The following is an 18,095-nucleotide window of genomic DNA, read 5'->3' as shown; positions in this document are numbered from 1 at the left end:
CAGAGTGTACGCGGCGATGCCGAGCCTGTCATGGCGATGCCTTCCCTCCGGCCGGCGGGCCGGCTAAGCTGGTGCCATGTGCCTGATTGCCTTCGACCATCGCCCTGGCAGTGCCTATCCGCTGCGCCTGGTGGCCAACCGTGACGAGTTCCATGCCCGCCCGACCGCCCCGCTGGGCGTCTGGCAGGATGCCCCCGAGATCCTCGGTGGCCGCGACCTGGAGGCCGGCGGCTCCTGGCTGGCGGTGCATCGCCGTGGCCGCGTTGCCGCCGTCACCAATGTGCGCGACCCGCGCCTCAAGGTTCCAGCGACGGCCCCCAGTCGCGGCACCCTAGTACGCGAAGCCCTGGAGTGCCATGACCTGCCGGCCTGGCTGGAGCAGCTGGCCGGAGGAGATGCCGGCCGCTATGCGGGCTTCAATCTGCTGGCGGGCGACGACGAGACGCTCTGGCACCTCCATCGGGGCCTCGACGGCATCTGGATCAAGCGCGTTCCACCGGGCCTGCACGGGCTCTCCAATGCCAGCTTGGATACCCCCTGGCCCAAATTGGTCGCCGCCCGACAGGGGTTGGCCGCCAGCCTGCGCCATGTCCGCTGGCCCGAGGATGCGCTGGCCGTGCTCGCCGAGACGCGTCCCGCCGATGACTCGCAGTTGCCGGACACCGGCGTGGGGCTCGAGATCGAGCGCCGGTTGTCGCCGCCCTTCATCCTCGGGCAGGACTACGGCACCCGCGCCACCACCTGGCTAACCTGGCACGACGACGGGCGGATCGAGATCGGCGAGCGACGCTTCGGGCCGGAAGGAGTCAGACTGGGGGAGACCCAGCTTTGCTTGGCGCCATAAGTTGCAACCGACGAAGCCGGGTCAATCGCGGGGGGGCAGCAAATGGGCGAGATCCCAGCCGGCAAGGCGCTCTGCCAGGTGACGGCGCACCTCAGCGGGTGAGTCGAATCTAAGGGTCTCGGCGACCAGCTCGCGGGCGCTATCGAGGGGCACCCGGCGAATCGCCGCCCTTACCCGCGGCAGGTTGGGGGCATTCATCGACAAGGCATCGAAGCCCATGCCCATCAGCAGCAGCGCGCCGGCGGGGTCACCGGCCATCTCGCCACACACCGAAGTGGGCATGTCCAGGCGTCGGGCATCCTCGGCAAGCTGGGCCATGGCCGAGAGTACGGCAGGGTGGCAGGCGTCATAGAGGTCAGCAACCCGCGGGTTATTTCGGTCCACGGCCAGCAGGTACTGGGTCAGATCATTGCTGCCCACCGAGAAGAAATCGACCCGCCGGGCCAGGGCATCGAGCTGGTAGAGGGTCGCAGGCACCTCCAGCATCACCCCCACCCGGGGCCGGTTGACCGGCACGCCCTCCTCGCCGAGCTCGAGGATGGCGCGGTCGAGCAGGCGCAGCGCATCGTCGACCTCGTCGACGTTGGTGACCATCGGCAGCAGCACCCGGAGGTTTTCCAACCCCTGGGAGGCCCGCAGCATGGCGCGCAGCTGCACCATCAGCACTTCGGGGTGGTCGAGAGTGACGCGAATGCCGCGCCAGCCCAGGAAGGGATTGGCCTCCTCGATGGGGAAGTAGGGCAGGTCCTTGTCGCCGCCGATATCCAGGGTCCGCATCACCACCGGCAAGGGCGCGAAGCTCTCGAGCTGGTCACGGTACAACCGCGTCTGCTCCTGCTCGCCGGGGAAGCGCTCGGTGATCATGAAGGGCACCTCGGTACGATACAGCCCCACCCCGCCGATCCGCGACTTGAGCGAGGCCACGGCATCCACCGACAGGCCGGTATTGACCATCAGCGGCATATCGTGACCATCCGGGGTGCGACTGGGCAAGTCCTGTTCGTGTTCCAGCACCGCCATCAACGCCCGCTCCTCGTCGATCAGGCTCTGATAGTAGCTCTCGAGCTCGGGGCTGGGATGCACGAAGAGGCGACCACGGTGGCCGTCTAGCACCACCCGGCTGCCGCCGAGGCGCGGCAGCGGCAGGTCAACCATGCCCGAGACGGTGGGGATGCCCATGGCCCGGGCGACGATGCCCAGATGGGAGGTGCTGGAGCCGCGCACCGAAACTAGGCCGGCGAGCTTCTCGCGAGGCACCTCGCCGAGCATCGCCACGCTGATCTCGTCGCCGATCAGGATGGTACTCTCGGGGTAGACCGCCGGGGTCTGGGGGGTCTCCTCCTGCAGGTGGGCCAGCACCCGTCGTCCCAGGTCGCGGACGTCGGCCGCCCGCTCGCGCAGGTAGTTGTCGTCGACCCGCTCCAGGTACTGGACGTGGCGACGCACCACGTCAGCCAGGGCGCCGGGCGCCCACTGGCCCTCACGGATGCGCTTCTCAACCTCCCGGGAGAGCGCTGCCTCACCGAGCATCTGCTGGTAGACATCGAACAGCGCCAGCTCCTGGGCGGAGATGCGGCTAGCCAAGCGCTCGCCGGCGGCACGGATCTCGTCGCGCACCCGGCCGATGGCCTCCTTGAGACGGGTGATCTCGTACTCCACATCGGTGGGGATGAGATCAGGCACGCTATTGAGATCTGCCGGCGCGGCGATCACCACCGCCTCGCCGATGGCCATGCCCGGCGAGGCCGCCACGCCGGTGAAGCGCGCCTGTTCGCCGGACATGCTCGACCGGTTGAGCCCGCCCGTTGCCAGAGCGTGGGCCAGCACCCCGGCCAGCTGGGCGGCCATGGTGACCAGAAACGCCTCGTCTTCCTCGTCAAAGCGCCGCTTGTCGGCCTGCTGCACCACCAGCACGCCCAGCATGCGCCGCTGGTGGATGATCGGCACGCCGAGAAAACTCGAGTAGCGCTCCTCGCCGGTGGCCTCGAAATACAGAAACTGGGGATGGGACTGGGCGTCTTCGAGGTTGAGTGGCTCCTCACGCTTGGCCACCAGCCCCACCAGGCCCTCGCCCACCTCCACGCTGACCCGCCCCACGGCCTGGGTTCGCAGGCCGATGGTTTCCATCAGCACCAGCCGTTCGATGGTCCTGTCGAAGAGGTAGAAGGAGCACACGTCGGTGCGCATCGCCTTGCGGATGCGCCGCACCATGGTGGCCAGGGCCGCATCCAGGTTACGTGCCCCGTTAACCTCCTGAATGATGCGTCGCAACACCTCGAGCATCGGCGTCTTGTTTTCCATTGTGGTGGTCTCTCGCCTTGCTGAGGAATGGCGCGGCCGTTAGACCCGCGGCTTATCCATGGCCAAGGGCCAGCCGCTGGGCCCGGGGGGAGAGCTCGCGCAGGGCGCGACGGTAAACCTCCCGCTTGAAGGGCACGACTTGCCCCAAAGGATACCAGTAACTGACCCACCGCCAGCCGTCGAATTCCGGCTTGCCAGACATGTCCATGCAGATCCGGCTCTCCTGGCAGCGAATTCTCAGCAGGAACCACTTCTGTTTCTGGCCAATACATACCGGCCGGGAGTGGGTACGAACCATGCGTCGCGGCAGGCGGTAGCGCAGCCAGCCCCGGGTGCAGGCAAGGAGCTCGACGTCCTCGGCGGTAAGGCCGATCTCCTCGTGCAGCTCGCGAAAAAGTGCCTGTTGCGGAGTCTCGTTCGCCTTGATGCCTCCCTGGGGAAACTGCCACGCGTTCTGTCCTACCCGACGCGCCCAGAGCAGCTGCCCCTGCTCGTTGGCAATAATGATGCCAACATTGGGGCGAAAGCCGTCAGCGTCGATCACGGACTTCACCTTATGAATTGAGTATTAACGCCATTCTTCCACAAGGCCACGAAGGGCATCAATACGACCAAGCTGTTAGCTCGCCGCTGGCTCGAAGCGCCACGCCACTTCTGCCATACTCCCCGACCGTGTATCGACCTTGAATCACGCTTGATCGCCATTACAGAGGTAACTTCAGTGAGCCTGGCCATCTTCGACCTGGACAACACCCTGCTGTCGACCGACAGCGACCATGCCTGGGGCGAGTTCCTGCTGGAACAGGGCGCCGTGGACCCGCTGGCCTACCGCGAAGCCAATGACCGCTTCCTGGCCGACTATCAGGCCGGCACCCTGGATATCCAGGCCTTCCTGGACGTGGCGCTGCGCCCGCTTGCCGAGCACAGCCCCGAGCAGCTCGCCGCCTGGCACCAGCAGTTCATGGCCAGCAAGATCGAGCCGCACATCCTGGTCAAGGGCGAGGAACTGGTGGCCCGTCATCGCGCCCGCGGCGACACCCTGCTGATGATCACCGCCACCAACCGCTTCATCACCGGCCCCATCGCCGAGCGCCTGGGCATCGACGAGCTGATCGCCGTGGAGCCCGAGATGGTCGACGGCCGCTACACCGGGCGCTCCACCGGCATCCCCAGCTACCGCGAAGGCAAGGTTCAGCGCCTGGAAGAATGGCTTGCCGACAAGGAGCTGACTCTGGACGACAGCTGGTTCTACAGCGACTCCCATAACGACCTGGCGCTGCTGGAGCAGGTTGACCATCCGGTAGCGGTGGACCCTGACCCTAGCCTGCGCGAGGTGGCCGAGGCACGCGGCTGGAAGATCATCAGTTTGAGGGACTGAGCGACAAGAGGCCAAGTCGTGTAGGCCGGACAGGCCGGAGGCGCATCCGGCGTGACGATAGTGCCCTCGCCATGCCCGGTGCGCTGGCGCTTATTGAGCCTACGACGAAGGCCTCCCAACAACAGCAACCCCCGGAGACCACGGCCCCCGGGGTTAGCTTTCACCTTGGTGCTTTCAGCTCTTTCAGCTCGGCGCTTGGTGCTGAGGTTCAGCCCAGCAGATGCTCGACGGCGGCGCGCTCCTCGCGCAGCTCGTCTTCGGTGGCTTTCATGCGGTCGCGGCTGAAGTCGTCGACCTCGAGGTCCTGGACGATCTCGTAGCCGCCGTTCTTGCACACTACCGGGTAGGAATACATGATGCCGGGCTCGACGCCGTAGCTGCCGTCGGCGGCAATGCCCATGCTCACCACCTCGTCGGTGCCCAGCGCCCAGTCACGCATGTGGTCGATGGCCGCGGAGGCCGCGGAGGCCGCGGAGGAGGCGCCACGCGCCTTGATGATGGCGGCGCCGCGCTGCTGCACGGTGGGGATGAAGTCGTTCTCGTACCAGTCGCGCTCGACCAGCTCGAAGGCCGGGGTACCGGCGACCTTGCAGTGAGACAGATCAGGATACTGAGTGGCGCTGTGGTTGCCCCAGACGATCATCGACTCGACGTCGGTGACGTGCTTGCCGGTCTTCTGGGCCAGCTGGGTCTTGGCGCGATTATGGTCCAGGCGCATCATCGCGGTGAACTGGCCGGCGTCCAGGTCCGGCGCGTTACAGGAGGCGATCAGCGCATTGGTGTTGGCCGGGTTACCCACCACCAGCACGCGCACGTCGCGGCTGGCGTTGTCGTTGATGGCCTTGCCCTGCACGGAGAAGATCGCCGCGTTGGCCTCCAGCAGGTCCTTGCGCTCCATGCCCGGACCGCGCGGGCGGGCGCCCACCAGCAAGGCGAAGTCGACATCCTTGAAGGCGGCATTGGCGTCGTCGGTGGCGACGATGTCATGCAGCAGCGGGAAGGCGCAGTCGTTGAGCTCCATCACCACGCCGTTGAGGGCGTCCATGGCCGGCGGGATCTCGAGCAACTGGAGAATGACCGGCTGATCCTTGCCCAGCATGTCGCCGGAGGCGATACGAAAGGCGAGCGAGTAGCTGATCTGGCCGGCAGCACCGGTGATGGCAATACGGACGGGATCTTTCATGGTGGCTCCTTGGGTTTGCAACGCGCGGGTTGTCGCCGTGAGGCTCTGCCGGGCGGCGTGCCGCCTGCCCTGGCCATAATCCGAATCGCCAAGATGGTAGGCCTGCACTGCACAAAACTCAATTCGACCTCAGGCTACCCCGGCGACACCACAGCCCACCCTGGGCTATGCTGGCCGCCTGCCGACCCGGCTTACCCAGCTCCACTCTCGAACCTCGCACTACACCAGGGAAGGTCCGAATGTCTCGTCGTCTGCCGCCGTTCCCCGTCCTGCTCGCTATTGGGCTGGCCTGCCTGCTGCTGGTCTGGCTGGTACTCGGTGATATCCAGGGCTTCCGCGATACTCCGCCCGAGGGCGACGAGGCCGAGGGGCCGGCACCGACCCGGGTCGAGGTGGTCGAGCGCCAGGCGCAGGCCCACGCGCCCCGGCTGGTGCTGCAGGGCCAGCTCGAGGCCTATCGCGAGGTGGCGCTACGCGCTCGGCAGATGGGCAGGGTGGAGGCCTTGCCCGTTGCGCTGGGCGAGCGGGTCAGCCGCGGGCAGACACTACTGGCGCTGGCCCGCGAGGAACTCCCCGCGCGGCTGGCACAGGCCGAGGCCGAGCTGGCCCTGGCACGAAGCGAGCTGGAAGGCGCCGAGCGACTGCGCCGTCGCGAGCTGATCTCCAACCCCGACTACCTGCGCCTGAAGAGCAGCGTCAACCAGGCCCTGGCCGAGGTTGCCAGCCTACACCGCCAGCTCGACGACACCCGCCCCGAAGCGCCCTTCGACGGCGTGCTCGACCGCCTCGATGTGGAGCTCGGCGACCTGGTCCAGGTCGGCGAGACCTGGGGCAGCCTGGTCGACGACTCGCGGCTCACGGCCATCGCCGCCGCACCCCAGCGGGAGGCGCTGGGGCTGGTGCCGGGGCTAGCTGCCAAGATCCGGCTGCTCGATGGCAGCCAGCTCGACGGAGTGCTGAGCTACGTAGCCAGCCGCGCCGACGACAGCACCCGCAGCTTCCCCGTCGAGGTGACCGCGGCCAACCCCGAACGCCGTCGCCTGGCCGGTGCCAGTGCCAGCCTGATGATCCAGCTGCCCAAACGCCAGGTGCATCGGCTCTCCCCGGCACTACTCGAGCTTAATGAGGATAACCAACTGGCGGTTAAGCACCTGAACGACGACGACCGGGTTCTGCTCACTCCGGTCGAGCTGGTCAGCGCCGATGCCGACGTCGCCCGGGTAGCCGGGCTGCCCGACCGCGTCAGGCTGATCACCCTGGGGGGTGGCTTCGTCGACCCCGGCGAGCGGGTGACGGCGGTCAGCGCCCCGTCGACTCCGGCGCAGAGCATACCGGGCGAGCAGCGGGACGCCCTCTGAGATGCGCACCTTAATCGAAGCGGCACTGGATCGCTCCCGCACAACCCTGCTGCTGCTCGTCGCGCTGCTGCTGGCGGGGCTCGCCGCCTGGCAGGCGATCCCCAAAGAGGCCAACCCCGACGTCACCATTCCCATCATCTATGTGTCGATGTCGCTGGAAGGGGTCAGCCCCGAGGATGGCGAACGCCTGCTGGTGCGCCCCATGGAACAGGAACTGCGCAGCATCGAGGGGCTGCGCAAGATGACCGCGCAGTCAAGCGAAGGCCATGCCGCCGTGACCCTGGAGTTCGATGCCGGCTTTGACCCCGACCAGGCGCTGACCGACGTGCGCGAGAAGGTCGACATCGCCCGCGCCGAACTGCCGTCCGAAGCCGAGGAGCCGCGGGTCATGGAAGTCAACGTGTCGCTTTTCCCGGTGCTCTCGATCGGCCTGGCCGGCCCCCTGGCGGAACGCCAGCGCCTGGCCGTGGCGAGCCGCCTGCAACAGGAGATCGAGGGCATCCCTGAGGTGCTGGAGGTAGAGATCGGTGGCGACCGCGAGCATCTGCTGGAGATCGTCGTCGACCCTCTGGTACTCGACAGCTACGAGATCGACTTCGATACCCTATTCAACCTGGTCAGCCGCAACAACCGCCTGGTAGCGGCGGGCAGCCTGGATACCGGGGCCGGACGCCAGCCGCTCAAGGTGCCGGGGGTGATCGAGCGACTCGAGGACGTGATGGCGATGCCGGTGAAGATCGACGGCGATCGGGTGGTGACCTTTAGTGACGTGGCCTGGATCCGCCCCACCTTCAAGGACCCGCAGGGCTTCGCCCGCATCGATGGCCAACCGGCGCTGGTGCTGGAGATCTCCAAGCGGGCCGGGGCCAACATCATCGCCACCGTGACTCAGGTGCAGGCGCTGCTCGACGAGGCGGCCGAGCGGATACCCGAGGAGCTGGAGATCACCACCATCCTCGACCAGTCCGAGACCGTGCGCGACATCCTCTCGGAGCTTCTCAACAACGTGGTCACCGCGGTGGTGCTGGTGCTGGTGCTGATACTCGCCGCCATGGGCCTGCGCCCGGCGTTGATGGTGGGACTGACCATTCCCGGGGCTTTTCTCACCGGCATCCTGCTGATCTGGGCGCTGGGTTACACGCTGAACATCGTGGTGATGTTCGCGCTGATCCTGGTCGCCGGGATGCTGGTGGATGGCGCCATCGTGGTCAGCGAGCTGGCCGACCGCCAGCTGCGCCAGGGACAGCCACCCCGGGAGGCCTGGATCCACGCCGCCACGCGCATGAGCTGGCCGGTGATCGCCTCCACCGCCACCACCCTGGCGGTCTTCTTGCCGCTGCTGTTCTGGCCGGGGGTGGTAGGCCAGTTCATGAAGTACCTGCCGATCACGGTGATCCTCTGCCTGCTGGCCTCGCTGGCCATGGCACTGGTGTTTCTGCCCACCCTGGGCGGCGTGTTCGGCGTGCAAAGCGCCGCGGCCAGCCACGACAGCGAGCTGATCACCGCCGGCGGACGGCTTTACCGGGGCGTGCTGGCGCGCCTGCTGGCCTGGCCGGGCCTGACCCTGCTGCTCACGCTGCTGCTGATGGCACTGATCTATACCGCCTATGCCCGCTTCAATCACGGCGTCGAGTTCTTCCCCAGCGTCGAGCCCGATACCGCGCAAGTGCTGGTGCATGCGCGGGGCGATTACTCCGCCCGCGAGATTGACGCCATCGTGCGCCGGGTGGAGGCGCGCCTTGCCGGCATGAGCGAGGTTCAGGCGCTCTATGCACGCTCCTTCGCGATGCCCGACCAGCAGCTCGGCGACGACGTGGTAGGGGTGCTGCAGTTCCAGCTGATCGACTGGCAGCAGCGTCGCCATGCCAGCGCGATCCTCGCCGAGATGGCCGCGCGCACCGCTGACCTGGCGGGCATCCGGCTGGAATTCCGCGAGCAGGATAAGGGACCCAGCGGCGGCAAGCCGATCGTGCTGGAAATCAGTGCCGAGGACCCGGCCCTCGCCGATCAGACCGTCGACGCGCTGCGCCGGGCCATGAGTGAGCTCGGCGGCTTTCGCGATATCGAGGATGACCGCAGCCTGCCGGGCGTGGAGTGGCGCGTGAAGGTAGATCGCGAAGAGGCTGCACGCTTCGGTACCGACGTGGCCAGCATCGGCAGTGCCGTACAGCTGATCACCACCGGTCTGCAGGTGGCCACCTATCGCCCTGCCGGCGTCGACGACGAGGTGGATATCCGTGTGCGACTACCGCGGGGCGCCCGGTCGCTGGACCAGCTGGGCCGGCTGACGCTGAACACTCAGCGCGGGCAGGTGCCGATCTCGCACTTCGTCTCGTTGGAACCGGCCCCCAAGGTGGGCACCCTGCACCGTATCGACGGGCGCCGGGCGATCACCCTGGAGGCCGATGTCACCGCCGAGCAGCGTCCCGATGAGCGCCTGGCAGCATTGAGGGCCGCCATGCCGGCGCCACCCGAGGGTGTGAGGATCAAGGTGGCCGGCGAGCAGGAGGACCAGCAGGAGGCGATGCGCTTTTTGGCCATGGCCTTCCTGGTGGCGATCGGCCTGATGACGCTGATCCTGGTCACCCAGTTCAACAGCCTCTACCAGGCGGCGTTGGTGCTCTCCGCCATCGTCTTCTCCACCGCCGGCGTGCTGCTCGGCCTGCTCATCAATGCCCAGCCCTTCGGCATCGTCATGGTGGGGATGGGCATCATCGCCCTGGCGGGCATCGTGGTGAACAACAATATCGTATTGATCGACACCTACAACCAGCTGCGCGGCGAGGGGCTCCCCCCCGGCGCGGCGGCGCTGGAAGCCGGCGGACTGCGCCTGCGCCCGGTGCTGCTCACCGCCGTGACCACGGTGCTCGGCCTCACTCCCATGGTGCTGGGGGTCAACGTCGACCTGATCACTCCGAGCCTGGGCATCGGCGCACCCTCGACCCAGTGGTGGACCCAGCTCTCCAGTGCCATCGCCGGCGGCCTGACCTTCGCCACCGGCCTGACCCTGCTGCTCACGCCCTGCATGCTGGTGCTCGGGTCACGGCTGGACCGCCGGCTCTAGCGCCGTCATGCCTCGCACCAGGCGGATACGGCACCCGCAACGACAACGCCCCATCGACCTCGGCAGCCGATGGGGCGTTGTCTTGCGGGAGGGCGTTGCGCTCAGGCCCGGGTATCGGCCTCGGCGCGAGCGGCAGCCGGCGAATGGGCCGCATGCAGGCGGGCGATCAGCTGATCCTCGAGGTTGAAGCGCTTGCTGAGCCCGCGGCTCAGGCGCTCAAGCCAGGCGGGGAGACGACGCATATGGTGCTGGGCGCGGGCGGGGCTGTCGTAGTCGCGGTCGAAGGAGAGCACCAGTTCGGTGGACATCTCCAGGCGCTCAAGCAAGCGTTCGGCGAGTTCCAGGGCCTGGTGGTCGCCAAAGGCCTTGGCTTCCTCCCGTAACTGCGGATAGATCTCGAAGTGCCCGGCACTGATGTAATCCATCAGCCGCTCGCCAAAGGCATCGACGCGCTTGGGGCTCACCGTTTCAAGCTCGGCGTCACAGGTCTGCTTCAGCGTGGCGAACTGGATCAACAGCTCACGGCGCTCGTGCAGCCAGCGATCGATCAACTCGTGTACGCCACCCCAGCGCTCCAGGGCATTGTTGCAATCTTCCAGCATGGATGCCTCCCTTGCTCGCTCGACATGGCCAGCCACTCGGGGCACTCGACCCCGGGAGGTGACAGACTCGCGTCTGCCGGGCCTGCTGTCAATCCACTCCTGCCGTCAGCTCGGCGGGCTCGGTCCTGCTGGGTTGATGGCCGGCTCACTGGCGGCGGGCGCTGACGAAACGAGCATTGCGTGCGTGTGCGCCCCGCCTCGAGCAACGCCGTAGGGCCTAGCCCTGCCAGCGATAGCCGCGGCGCGGGCGATTGGCCGCCAGCAGCAGGCCCACCGGGGCCAGGGCGAGTATCAGGAAGCCGGCCAGGGTCCAGCCGGGCAGCGAGATACCCAGCAGCCGAAAGCTGATCTCGGCACACTCACCCGAGCCGGAGAGCACCTGGGCCAGCACCTGCTGCAGGGGCAGGATCTCCAGCATGTAGCCGAGCCCCGGGCCGCAGCTCGGCACCTGGTCGGCAGGCAGCGACTGCAGCCACAGATGGCGCCCCGCCACGACGATGCCGCTGCCCACGGCGGCCAGCGACAGCAGGGCGTAGATCACCGCCCCCGCGCGACCGGCAGGATCATGGAGTGCTGCGACCAAAAACACCCCGGCGGCGGCCAGCACGGCCACCCGCTGGAAGATGCACAGCGGACAGGGCGCCAGCCCGACGACATGCTCGAGCCCCAGGGCCACGGCCATCATCAGCACGCAGAAGGCAAGGCCCGCGAGGCTCCATTCGCGGACCGAGAGGCGTCGAAGGTCGTCGATCATGACACCTCACCGGTGGGCAACGGAGAGAGGGTGCGCACCTCGCGGGCATGCGCGAAGTAGCGCGCCAGGAAGGCCTCGAAGTCCTCGGTCTCCCCCGCCTCGAGCTCGCGCTGCTGGGCCAGCGAGGTCGCCACCAGCTCGTCGAAAAGCGCCTCCCGGGAGGGGTCCATGGGGGTATCGCGGAACTCCTGCGCCTGTTCCCGGGCAAGGCCCAGCATGGCCTCGAGGAAGGATTCTCCGCTCGACTCGAGACGCGCCAACAACCGCGCAGAGGGGGTCAGAGCGGGGTCGTCGAGACGCGGCGTCAGCGCGGCCAGCGCCTCGGCATGGGGGCTGCCCGCCTCCAGACGGTCGAGCAACTCGGCCACCGCGCTCATCTCGGCAACGATCTCGCCGCCCCAGTCGGCGATGGAGCGATGCCGACCATCCTGCAGCAGCCGCAGCGCCGGGTCGCGACCACGCTCCACCACCAGGCGGCGGTTGTCGTCCAGCCGGTCACACTCGTCGTCGGGAATCCAGGGGCTCTCGCTGAGCAGGCACCACATCAGAAAGGTATCGATGAAGCGGATCTGCGGCTCGTCCAGCCCCAGCGGCAGGAAGGGGTTGAGATCCAGGCAGCGCACCTCGATGTACTCCACGCCGCGGGCCTCCAGCGCTTGGCTGGGGGTCTCGCCATGGTGCGTCACCCGCTTGGGACGAATGTCGCTGTAGTACTCGTTCTCGATCTGCAGGATATTGGCGTTGAGCTGGCGCCACTCGCCGTCCACCTTCACCCCCAGCCGCTGATAGTCCCGCCAGGGCGTGGCGATGGCGTGGCGCAGGGTATTAACGTAGTTGGAGAGCGAGTTGAAGCAGATCTTGAGCTGTTCCTGAACCTTGTTCTGGTAACCCAGGTCCGACATGCGCAGGCTGGTGGCATAACGCGACACCAGGGTCTGCTCGCCATGGCGCTGCAGCTTGTCGGGCAGCTCGCCGTCGGGCAGGAAGCTGCGATCCAGCGCCGGCGAGGCGCCGAACAGGTAGAGCAGCAGCCAGCTGTGACGGCGGAAGTTGCGGATCAGACCGAAGTAGCGCGCCGAGCGGTAGTCCTGCAAGGGGGTGTCGAAGTCACCCTCGAGCTCGCGCAACAGCTGCCAGAGCTCCTCGGGGAGCGAGACGTTGTAATGCACCCCGGCGATGGATTGCATGATTCGCCCGTAGCGCAGGTCCAGGCCCTTACGATAGACGGTCTTCATGGTGCCCACGTTGGAAGACCCGTAGTCGGCGATGGGCACGCTGTCGTTGCCGTGCAGGCGCGCCGGCATGCTGGCCGGCCAGATCAGCTCCTCGCCCAGGTGGCGATAGCTGAAGCGATGCAGGTCGGCAAGGAAGTCCATGGCATCGACCGGTCGACAATAGACCGGCGTGATGTACTCCAGCAGCGCCTCGGAGTAGTCGGTGGTGATGTGCGGGTGGGTCAGCTTGGAGCCCAGTGCGGCGGGATGCGGGGTGGCGGCGATGCGCCCCTCGCCGTCGACCCGCAGCCCCTCCTTCTCGATGCCGCGACGCAGGCGCCCGACCCGCCCCTGGTCGGCCAGGGAAATGAGTCGATCGACGCGGCTGGTGAACGATTCGGACAAGATGGTCACCCCATATGTGAAAAGGCGGGCGCCAAGGCGCCCGGTAATCGTCAGATTATGCTGCCGTCAGGCGACGCTTCAAGCTCAGCGTTGCTTCCTTTGTCAGCCTTTGTCAGCGACCCTTCTTTGCCTGGAGCAGGGCCGTGCCCAGGGCGCCCATCTGGCTGGCCGTCTCGGTTACCTTGCCGGCCGCTTGCCCCCGGCCCTTGTCATCACGACCGCGACGCGGTGCTTTCCCACCACCCGGCTCCCCGTGGTCGTCCGGCTGGTCGTCAAGGCGCATGGTGAGGCCGATACGCGAGCGCGCGAGATCCACGCTCATCACCTTGACCCGCACGATGTCGCCGGCCTTGACCACCGTGCGCGGGTCCTCGATGAAGCGATCGGAGAGCGCCGAGATATGCACCAGGCCATCCTGGTGGACGCCAATATCAACGAAGGCGCCGAAGTGGGTGACGTTGGTCACGCTACCCTCGAGGATCATGCCCGGCTCGAGGTCCTTGAGGGACTCGACCCCCTCGCGGAATTCTGCCGCCTTGAACTCGGGGCGCGGATCGCGGCCCGGCTTGTCGAGCTCGGCGAGGATATCGACGATCGTGGGTACGCCGAAGCGCTCATCGGCGAACTCGGCCGGCTTGAGTGACTTGAGGGTGGCGCTGTCGCCAATCAGCCCCGCCAGGTCGCGTCCACTGCGCTGGGCGATGCGCTCCACCAGCGGATAGGCCTCGGGATGCACGGCACTGGCGTCCAGCGGGTTGTCACCGCTCATGATACGCAGGAAGCCGGCGCACTGCTCGAAGGTCTTGGGCCCCAGGCGGCTGACCTCGAGCAGCGCCCGGCGGCTGGTAAAGGGTCCTTGCGCGTTGCGACGTGCGACGATGTTGTCGGCCAGCGCCGCATTGAGGCCGGCGACCCGCGAGAGCAGCGCGCTCGAGGCGGTGTTGAGGTCCACCCCCACGGCGTTCACGCAGTCCTCGATCACCGCCTCCAGGCTCCGGGAGAGCTGCAGCTGCGAGACATCATGCTGGTACTGGCCCACGCCGATGGACTTGGGCTCGATCTTGACCAGCTCGGCCAGCGGGTCCTGGAGGCGCCGAGCGATGGAGACCGCGCCGCGGATGGTGACATCAAGCTCCGGTAACTCCCGGGAGGCATACTCCGAGGCGGAGTAGACCGAGGCGCCCGCCTCGCTGACCATCACCTTGGAGAGCGCGCGCTTGCCCGCGAACCCTTTCACCAGCTCACCGGCTAGGCGGTCGGTCTCGCGGCTGGCGGTGCCGTTGCCCACGGCGACTAGCGCCACGTCGTGCTTCTCCACCAGCCTGGAAAGCTCGGCAAGCGACGCCTCCCAAGCATGGCGCGGGGCGTGGGGATAGATCGTGGCGTGCTCGAGGAACTGGCCGGTGGCATCCACTACCGCCACCTTGCAGCCGGTGCGCAGGCCCGGGTCGATGGCCAGCGTGGCCTTCTGGCCCGCCGGAGCGGCCAGCAGCAGATCCTTGAGGTTGGCGGCGAACACCTCGATGGCCTCGCGCTCGGCGCGCTCGCGCAGCCGGCCCATCAGTTCGGTCTCCAGGTGAGTGTAGAGCTTAACCCGCCAGGTCCAGCGCACCACCTCGGCGAGCCAGCGATCGGCGGGGCGGCCCTGGTCGCCGCTCCCGTTGAAAATATCGAAGTGCCGGGCGATGGCCACCTGGGCTGGATGCAGCGGTGCCTCGTCCTCGCCGGGCAGGCGCAGGGAGAGCGCCAGCACGCCCTCGTTGCGGCCGCGGAACATCGCCAGCGCACGGTGCGAGGGCACCTTAGAGAGCTGCTCGTTGTGCTCGAAGTAGTCGGAGAACTTGGCGCCCTCCTGCTGCTTGCCGGCGATCACCCGGGAGGAGAGCTCACCCTCGCGCCACAGCCGCTCGCGCAGCTGGCCGACCAGCTCGGGGTCCTCGGCGAAACGCTCCATGAGAATCTGCTTGGCGCCATCCAGGGCCGCCTTGGCGTCCTCGACGGCGGGGATGTCGCCCTCGGCGGCGCGAAGGTACTTGGCCGCCTCATCCTCGGGGACCAGGGTCGGGTCGGCCAGCAGGGTTTTAGACAGCGGCTCGAGCCCCGCCTCTCGGGCGATCTGCGCCTTGGTGCGCCGCTTCTTCTTGTAGGGCAGATAGAGGTCTTCCAGGCGCTGCTTGGTGTCCGCGGCCTGGATCTGGGCGGCCAGCGCGTCACTGAGCTTGCCCTGCTCGTCGATGGCGGAAAGCACCGCCGCGCGGCGCTCCTCCAGCTCACGCAGATAGGCGAGACGCTCGTGGAGCGCTCGCAGCTGGATGTCATCGAGCCCGCCGGTGAGCTCCTTGCGGTAGCGGGCGATGAAGGGCACAGTAGCTCCGCCGTCGAGCAGCTCCACCGTCGCCTTGACCTGCGGCGGGCGAACGGTGAGCTCCTCGGCGAGGCGACGGATGATCTTGTCGTGTGCGTCCATGAAATCCTTGGCCATCAAACGTCCAGATGATCGCGAAAATGTACCACAAACGCCATCGAGGCGCCGCCAGGGCTATTACAGATAGTTCTATCGCTCGAGGCTGATCCGGCGGCAAGCCTGCGAGGAGGCGCTGTGAATACTTCCCTGTACGCTACCGATGCCATCCATGGCATAGGACCTCTTCTTCGGCTTGCCTCCAGCGCCTCTCTCTATGCGTAACTGAGAGCCTTGGGGGTGCCCGTCTAGGCCGGCACGAAGGTCAGCGCCAGGCCATTATTGCACCAGCGCAGCCCGGTGGGCTCGGGTCCGTCGTCGAAGACGTGGCCCTGGTGGCCGCCGCAGCGCGCACAGTGGTATTCGGTGCGGGGAATGAGCAGCACGAAATCGCGCTCGGTCAGCAGGTGCCCCTCGACGTGGTCGAAGAAGCTCGGCCAGCCGGTCCCGGAGTCGTACTTCATGTCACTGGTGAACAGCAGCAGATCACAGCCGGCACAGCGGTACTCGCCTTCGCGGGTCTCCTTGTCCAACGGGCTGGAGAAGGCCGGCTCGGTGCCTCCCTCGCGCAGGATCTCGAACTGCTTATCGCTCAGGCGCTCCCGCCACTCGGCCTCGGAGAGCTTGAGTACCTCGAGCCCCTCGGCACGCGAAAGATCCAGCTTGGGTCGTGCTGCAGCCAGCCCCGGCAGCAGGCCAGCCAGGCTGCCGCCCCCCAGCACACCGAGAAAATGCCGTCGCTTCATGTCTCTCTCCGTTGGTGGTCAGATTCAGACGCTCCCCCCATGGCGCAGGACGCCAACGGGGGAAGGACGTGCGTCCTTCCCCCGCTCAGACCGCCGCTTTTAGCGCCGGTTCGCCTTGTCTCTCCTCCGCTGCTCGCCTCAGGTCAGGCTGGGGCCCGCCTTGATGATCGCCTCGTTGACACCCTCGAACTTCTTGAAGTTGTCGACGAACTTGGCTACCAGTTCGCCCAGATGACGATCATAGGCGGCCTTGTCTTCCCAGGTCTGGCGCGGATCGAGCAGGCGGGAGTCGACACCCGGCACGGCGGTGGGCACCGCCAGGTTCAGACCCTCGACCTGGCGCGTCTCGACATCGCGCAGCACTCCCGCCTGGATGGCACTGATGATGGCGCGAGTGGTGGGAATCGAGAAGCGCGCGCCGCCCTCGCCGTAGGCGCCACCGGTCCAACCGGTATTGACCAGATAGACCTGGGCATCTTGCTCGGCCACGCGCTTGATCAGCAGGTCAGCGTATTCACGCGCCGGGCGCGGGAAGAAGGGCGCGCCGAAACAAGTAGAAAAGGTTGCCTCGAGGCCGGCGGAAGAGCCCACCTCGGTGGAGCCCACCTTGGCGGTGTAGCCGGAAAGGAAATGGTAGGCGGCGGCTTCCTTGGAAAGCACGGAAACCGGGGGCAGCACGCCGGACATGTCGCAGGTCAGGAAGACGATGGCGCTCGGCTCGCCGGCACGATTCTCGGGCACGCGCTTCTCGACGTGCTCCAGCGGATAGGCGGCACGCGAGTTCTGGGTCAGGCTGTCATCGGCGTAGTCAGGCTCACGGCGATCGTCGAGGACCACGTTCTCCAGCACGGTGCCAAACTTGATGGCCCGCCAGATGATCGGCTCGTTCTTCTCGGAGAGGTCGATGCACTTGGCGTAGCAGCCGCCCTCGATGTTAAACACGGTGCCAGGCCCCCAGCCGTGCTCGTCGTCGCCGATCAGGTAGCGTGCCGGGTCGGCGGAGAGGGTGGTCTTGCCGGTACCCGAGAGGCCGAAGAATAGCGTGGTCTCGCCATCCTCGCCGACGTTGGCGCTACAGTGCATGGGTAGCACGCCGACGCTTGGCAGTAGGAAGTTTTGTACCGAGAACATCGCCTTTTTCATCTCGCCGGCATAGTGCATGCCGGCGATCAGCACTTTCTTCTGGGCGAAGTTGAGGATCACGCAGCCATCAGCATTGGTGCCGTCGCGGGCCGGGTCACAGGTGAAATACGGCGCATTGAGGAGGGTCCACTCCTCCTTGACGGCCGGATTGTAGGCCTCGGGACGCACGAACATGGTACGGCCGAACAGACTGTGCCAGGCGGTCTCGGTGGTGACGCGCACCGGCAGGTAGTGTTGCGGATCACTGCCCACGTGGAGCTCGGACAGGTAGTGCTCAGCGCCAGCCAGATAGGCATCGACGCGGGCCCACAACGCATCGAACCTTTCGGCATCGAACGGGCGATTGACGCTGCCCCAATCGATCTGACCGCTGGTGCTCGGCTCGTCGACAATGAAACGATCCTTGGGCGAGCGGCCGGTGCGTGCGCCGGTGTTCACCACCAACGCGCCATTGGCGGCCAGACGCCCTTCCCCATTGGTCACTGCCCGCTCGATCAGCTCGGCACTGCAGAGGTTGACGTGGGAAATGGCGGTTTGCTGGGGGACGGCTTGGGTCGTGGTCATGTCGTATCCTGGGCCTTGCGGCCGCTTTTCTTTCGTGTGCAGGGGCGTCTGTGACGCAACATGGTCATTGCCGTCTAG

The 18,095-nt window shown here is 66.9% G+C and carries 13 protein-coding genes; 4 read left to right on the top strand and 9 right to left on the bottom strand.

The features are described 5' to 3' along the window. Positions 1-76: 76 nt before the first annotated feature. Complete coding sequence (locus DFO68_RS12040) at positions 77-844, top strand: NRDE family protein (RefSeq protein ID WP_133483881.1); 768 nt, start codon at positions 77-79, stop codon at positions 842-844. Positions 845-865: 21 nt separating this feature from the next. Here the strand turns inward: DFO68_RS12040 and ptsP are convergent, their stop codons facing one another. Then, positions 866-3,127 carry a phosphoenolpyruvate--protein phosphotransferase gene (gene ptsP / locus DFO68_RS12035; RefSeq protein WP_133483899.1) on the bottom strand — a complete coding sequence of 754 codons (2,262 nt, stop codon included), beginning with the start codon at positions 3,125-3,127 and terminating at the stop codon, positions 866-868. 70 nt (positions 3,128-3,197) lie between these two features. Then, positions 3,198-3,689, bottom strand: a complete 492-nt coding sequence (locus DFO68_RS12030; RefSeq protein WP_133483880.1) for an RNA pyrophosphohydrolase — start codon at positions 3,687-3,689, stop codon at positions 3,198-3,200. A gap of 177 nt (positions 3,690-3,866) precedes the next feature. Between DFO68_RS12030 and DFO68_RS12025 the strand changes: the two genes are divergently transcribed. After that, complete coding sequence (locus DFO68_RS12025) at positions 3,867-4,523, top strand: HAD family hydrolase (RefSeq protein ID WP_133483879.1); 657 nt, start codon at positions 3,867-3,869, stop codon at positions 4,521-4,523. Between the two features lie 208 nt (positions 4,524-4,731). Here the strand turns inward: DFO68_RS12025 and DFO68_RS12020 are convergent, their stop codons facing one another. Then, complete coding sequence (locus DFO68_RS12020; protein WP_133483878.1) at positions 4,732-5,706, bottom strand: malate dehydrogenase; 975 nt, start codon at positions 5,704-5,706, stop codon at positions 4,732-4,734. A gap of 239 nt (positions 5,707-5,945) precedes the next feature. Between DFO68_RS12020 and DFO68_RS12015 the strand changes: the two genes are divergently transcribed. Both DFO68_RS12015 and DFO68_RS12010 read left to right on the top strand, forming a co-directional pair. Next, entirely contained in the window at positions 5,946-7,064 is a 1,119-nt protein-coding gene (locus DFO68_RS12015; protein ID WP_133483877.1) for an efflux RND transporter periplasmic adaptor subunit, read from the top strand. A 1-nt stretch (position 7,065) separates the two neighbouring features. Further along, the gene (locus DFO68_RS12010) at positions 7,066-10,128 is read left to right on the top strand and encodes an efflux RND transporter permease subunit (RefSeq protein ID WP_133483876.1); all 3,063 of its coding nucleotides are present in this window, start codon (positions 7,066-7,068) and stop codon (positions 10,126-10,128) included. Between the two features lie 101 nt (positions 10,129-10,229). Here DFO68_RS12010 and rsd read toward each other — a convergent pair whose 3' ends face one another. From rsd to DFO68_RS11980, 6 genes are all read right to left on the bottom strand, one after another. Next, positions 10,230-10,730 carry a sigma D regulator gene (gene rsd, locus DFO68_RS12005; protein ID WP_133483875.1) on the bottom strand — a complete coding sequence of 167 codons (501 nt, stop codon included), beginning with the start codon at positions 10,728-10,730 and terminating at the stop codon, positions 10,230-10,232. A gap of 217 nt (positions 10,731-10,947) precedes the next feature. After that, entirely contained in the window at positions 10,948-11,484 is a 537-nt protein-coding gene (locus tag DFO68_RS12000; protein ID WP_133483874.1) for a disulfide bond formation protein B, read from the bottom strand. After that, positions 11,481-13,112: a glutamate--cysteine ligase gene (gene gshA / locus DFO68_RS11995; RefSeq protein WP_166637566.1), complete on the bottom strand. Its 1,632-nt coding sequence runs from the start codon at positions 13,110-13,112 to the stop codon at positions 11,481-11,483. The genes DFO68_RS12000 and gshA overlap by 4 nt, the downstream gene beginning before the upstream one ends. Before the next feature lie 103 nt (positions 13,113-13,215). Then, the gene (locus tag DFO68_RS11990; protein WP_133483898.1) at positions 13,216-15,570 is read right to left on the bottom strand and encodes a Tex family protein; all 2,355 of its coding nucleotides are present in this window, start codon (positions 15,568-15,570) and stop codon (positions 13,216-13,218) included. Positions 15,571-15,812: 242 nt separating this feature from the next. Continuing rightward, positions 15,813-16,310 (bottom strand): peptide-methionine (R)-S-oxide reductase MsrB, encoded by a 498-nt coding sequence (gene msrB / locus DFO68_RS11985; protein WP_133483872.1) that lies wholly within the window; start codon positions 16,308-16,310, stop codon positions 15,813-15,815. A gap of 138 nt (positions 16,311-16,448) precedes the next feature. Beyond that, the gene (locus tag DFO68_RS11980; RefSeq protein WP_133483871.1) at positions 16,449-18,017 is read right to left on the bottom strand and encodes a phosphoenolpyruvate carboxykinase; all 1,569 of its coding nucleotides are present in this window, start codon (positions 18,015-18,017) and stop codon (positions 16,449-16,451) included. Between the last annotated feature and the right edge of the window lie 78 nt (positions 18,018-18,095).

This window comes from Halomonas ventosae (assembly GCF_004361885.1).
In the GTDB taxonomy this organism is placed as follows: Bacteria; Pseudomonadota; Gammaproteobacteria; order Pseudomonadales; family Halomonadaceae; genus Halomonas; species Halomonas ventosae_C.
Note: the sequence above shows the minus strand (reverse complement) of the source record. Positions and strands in the feature narration are given on the sequence as shown.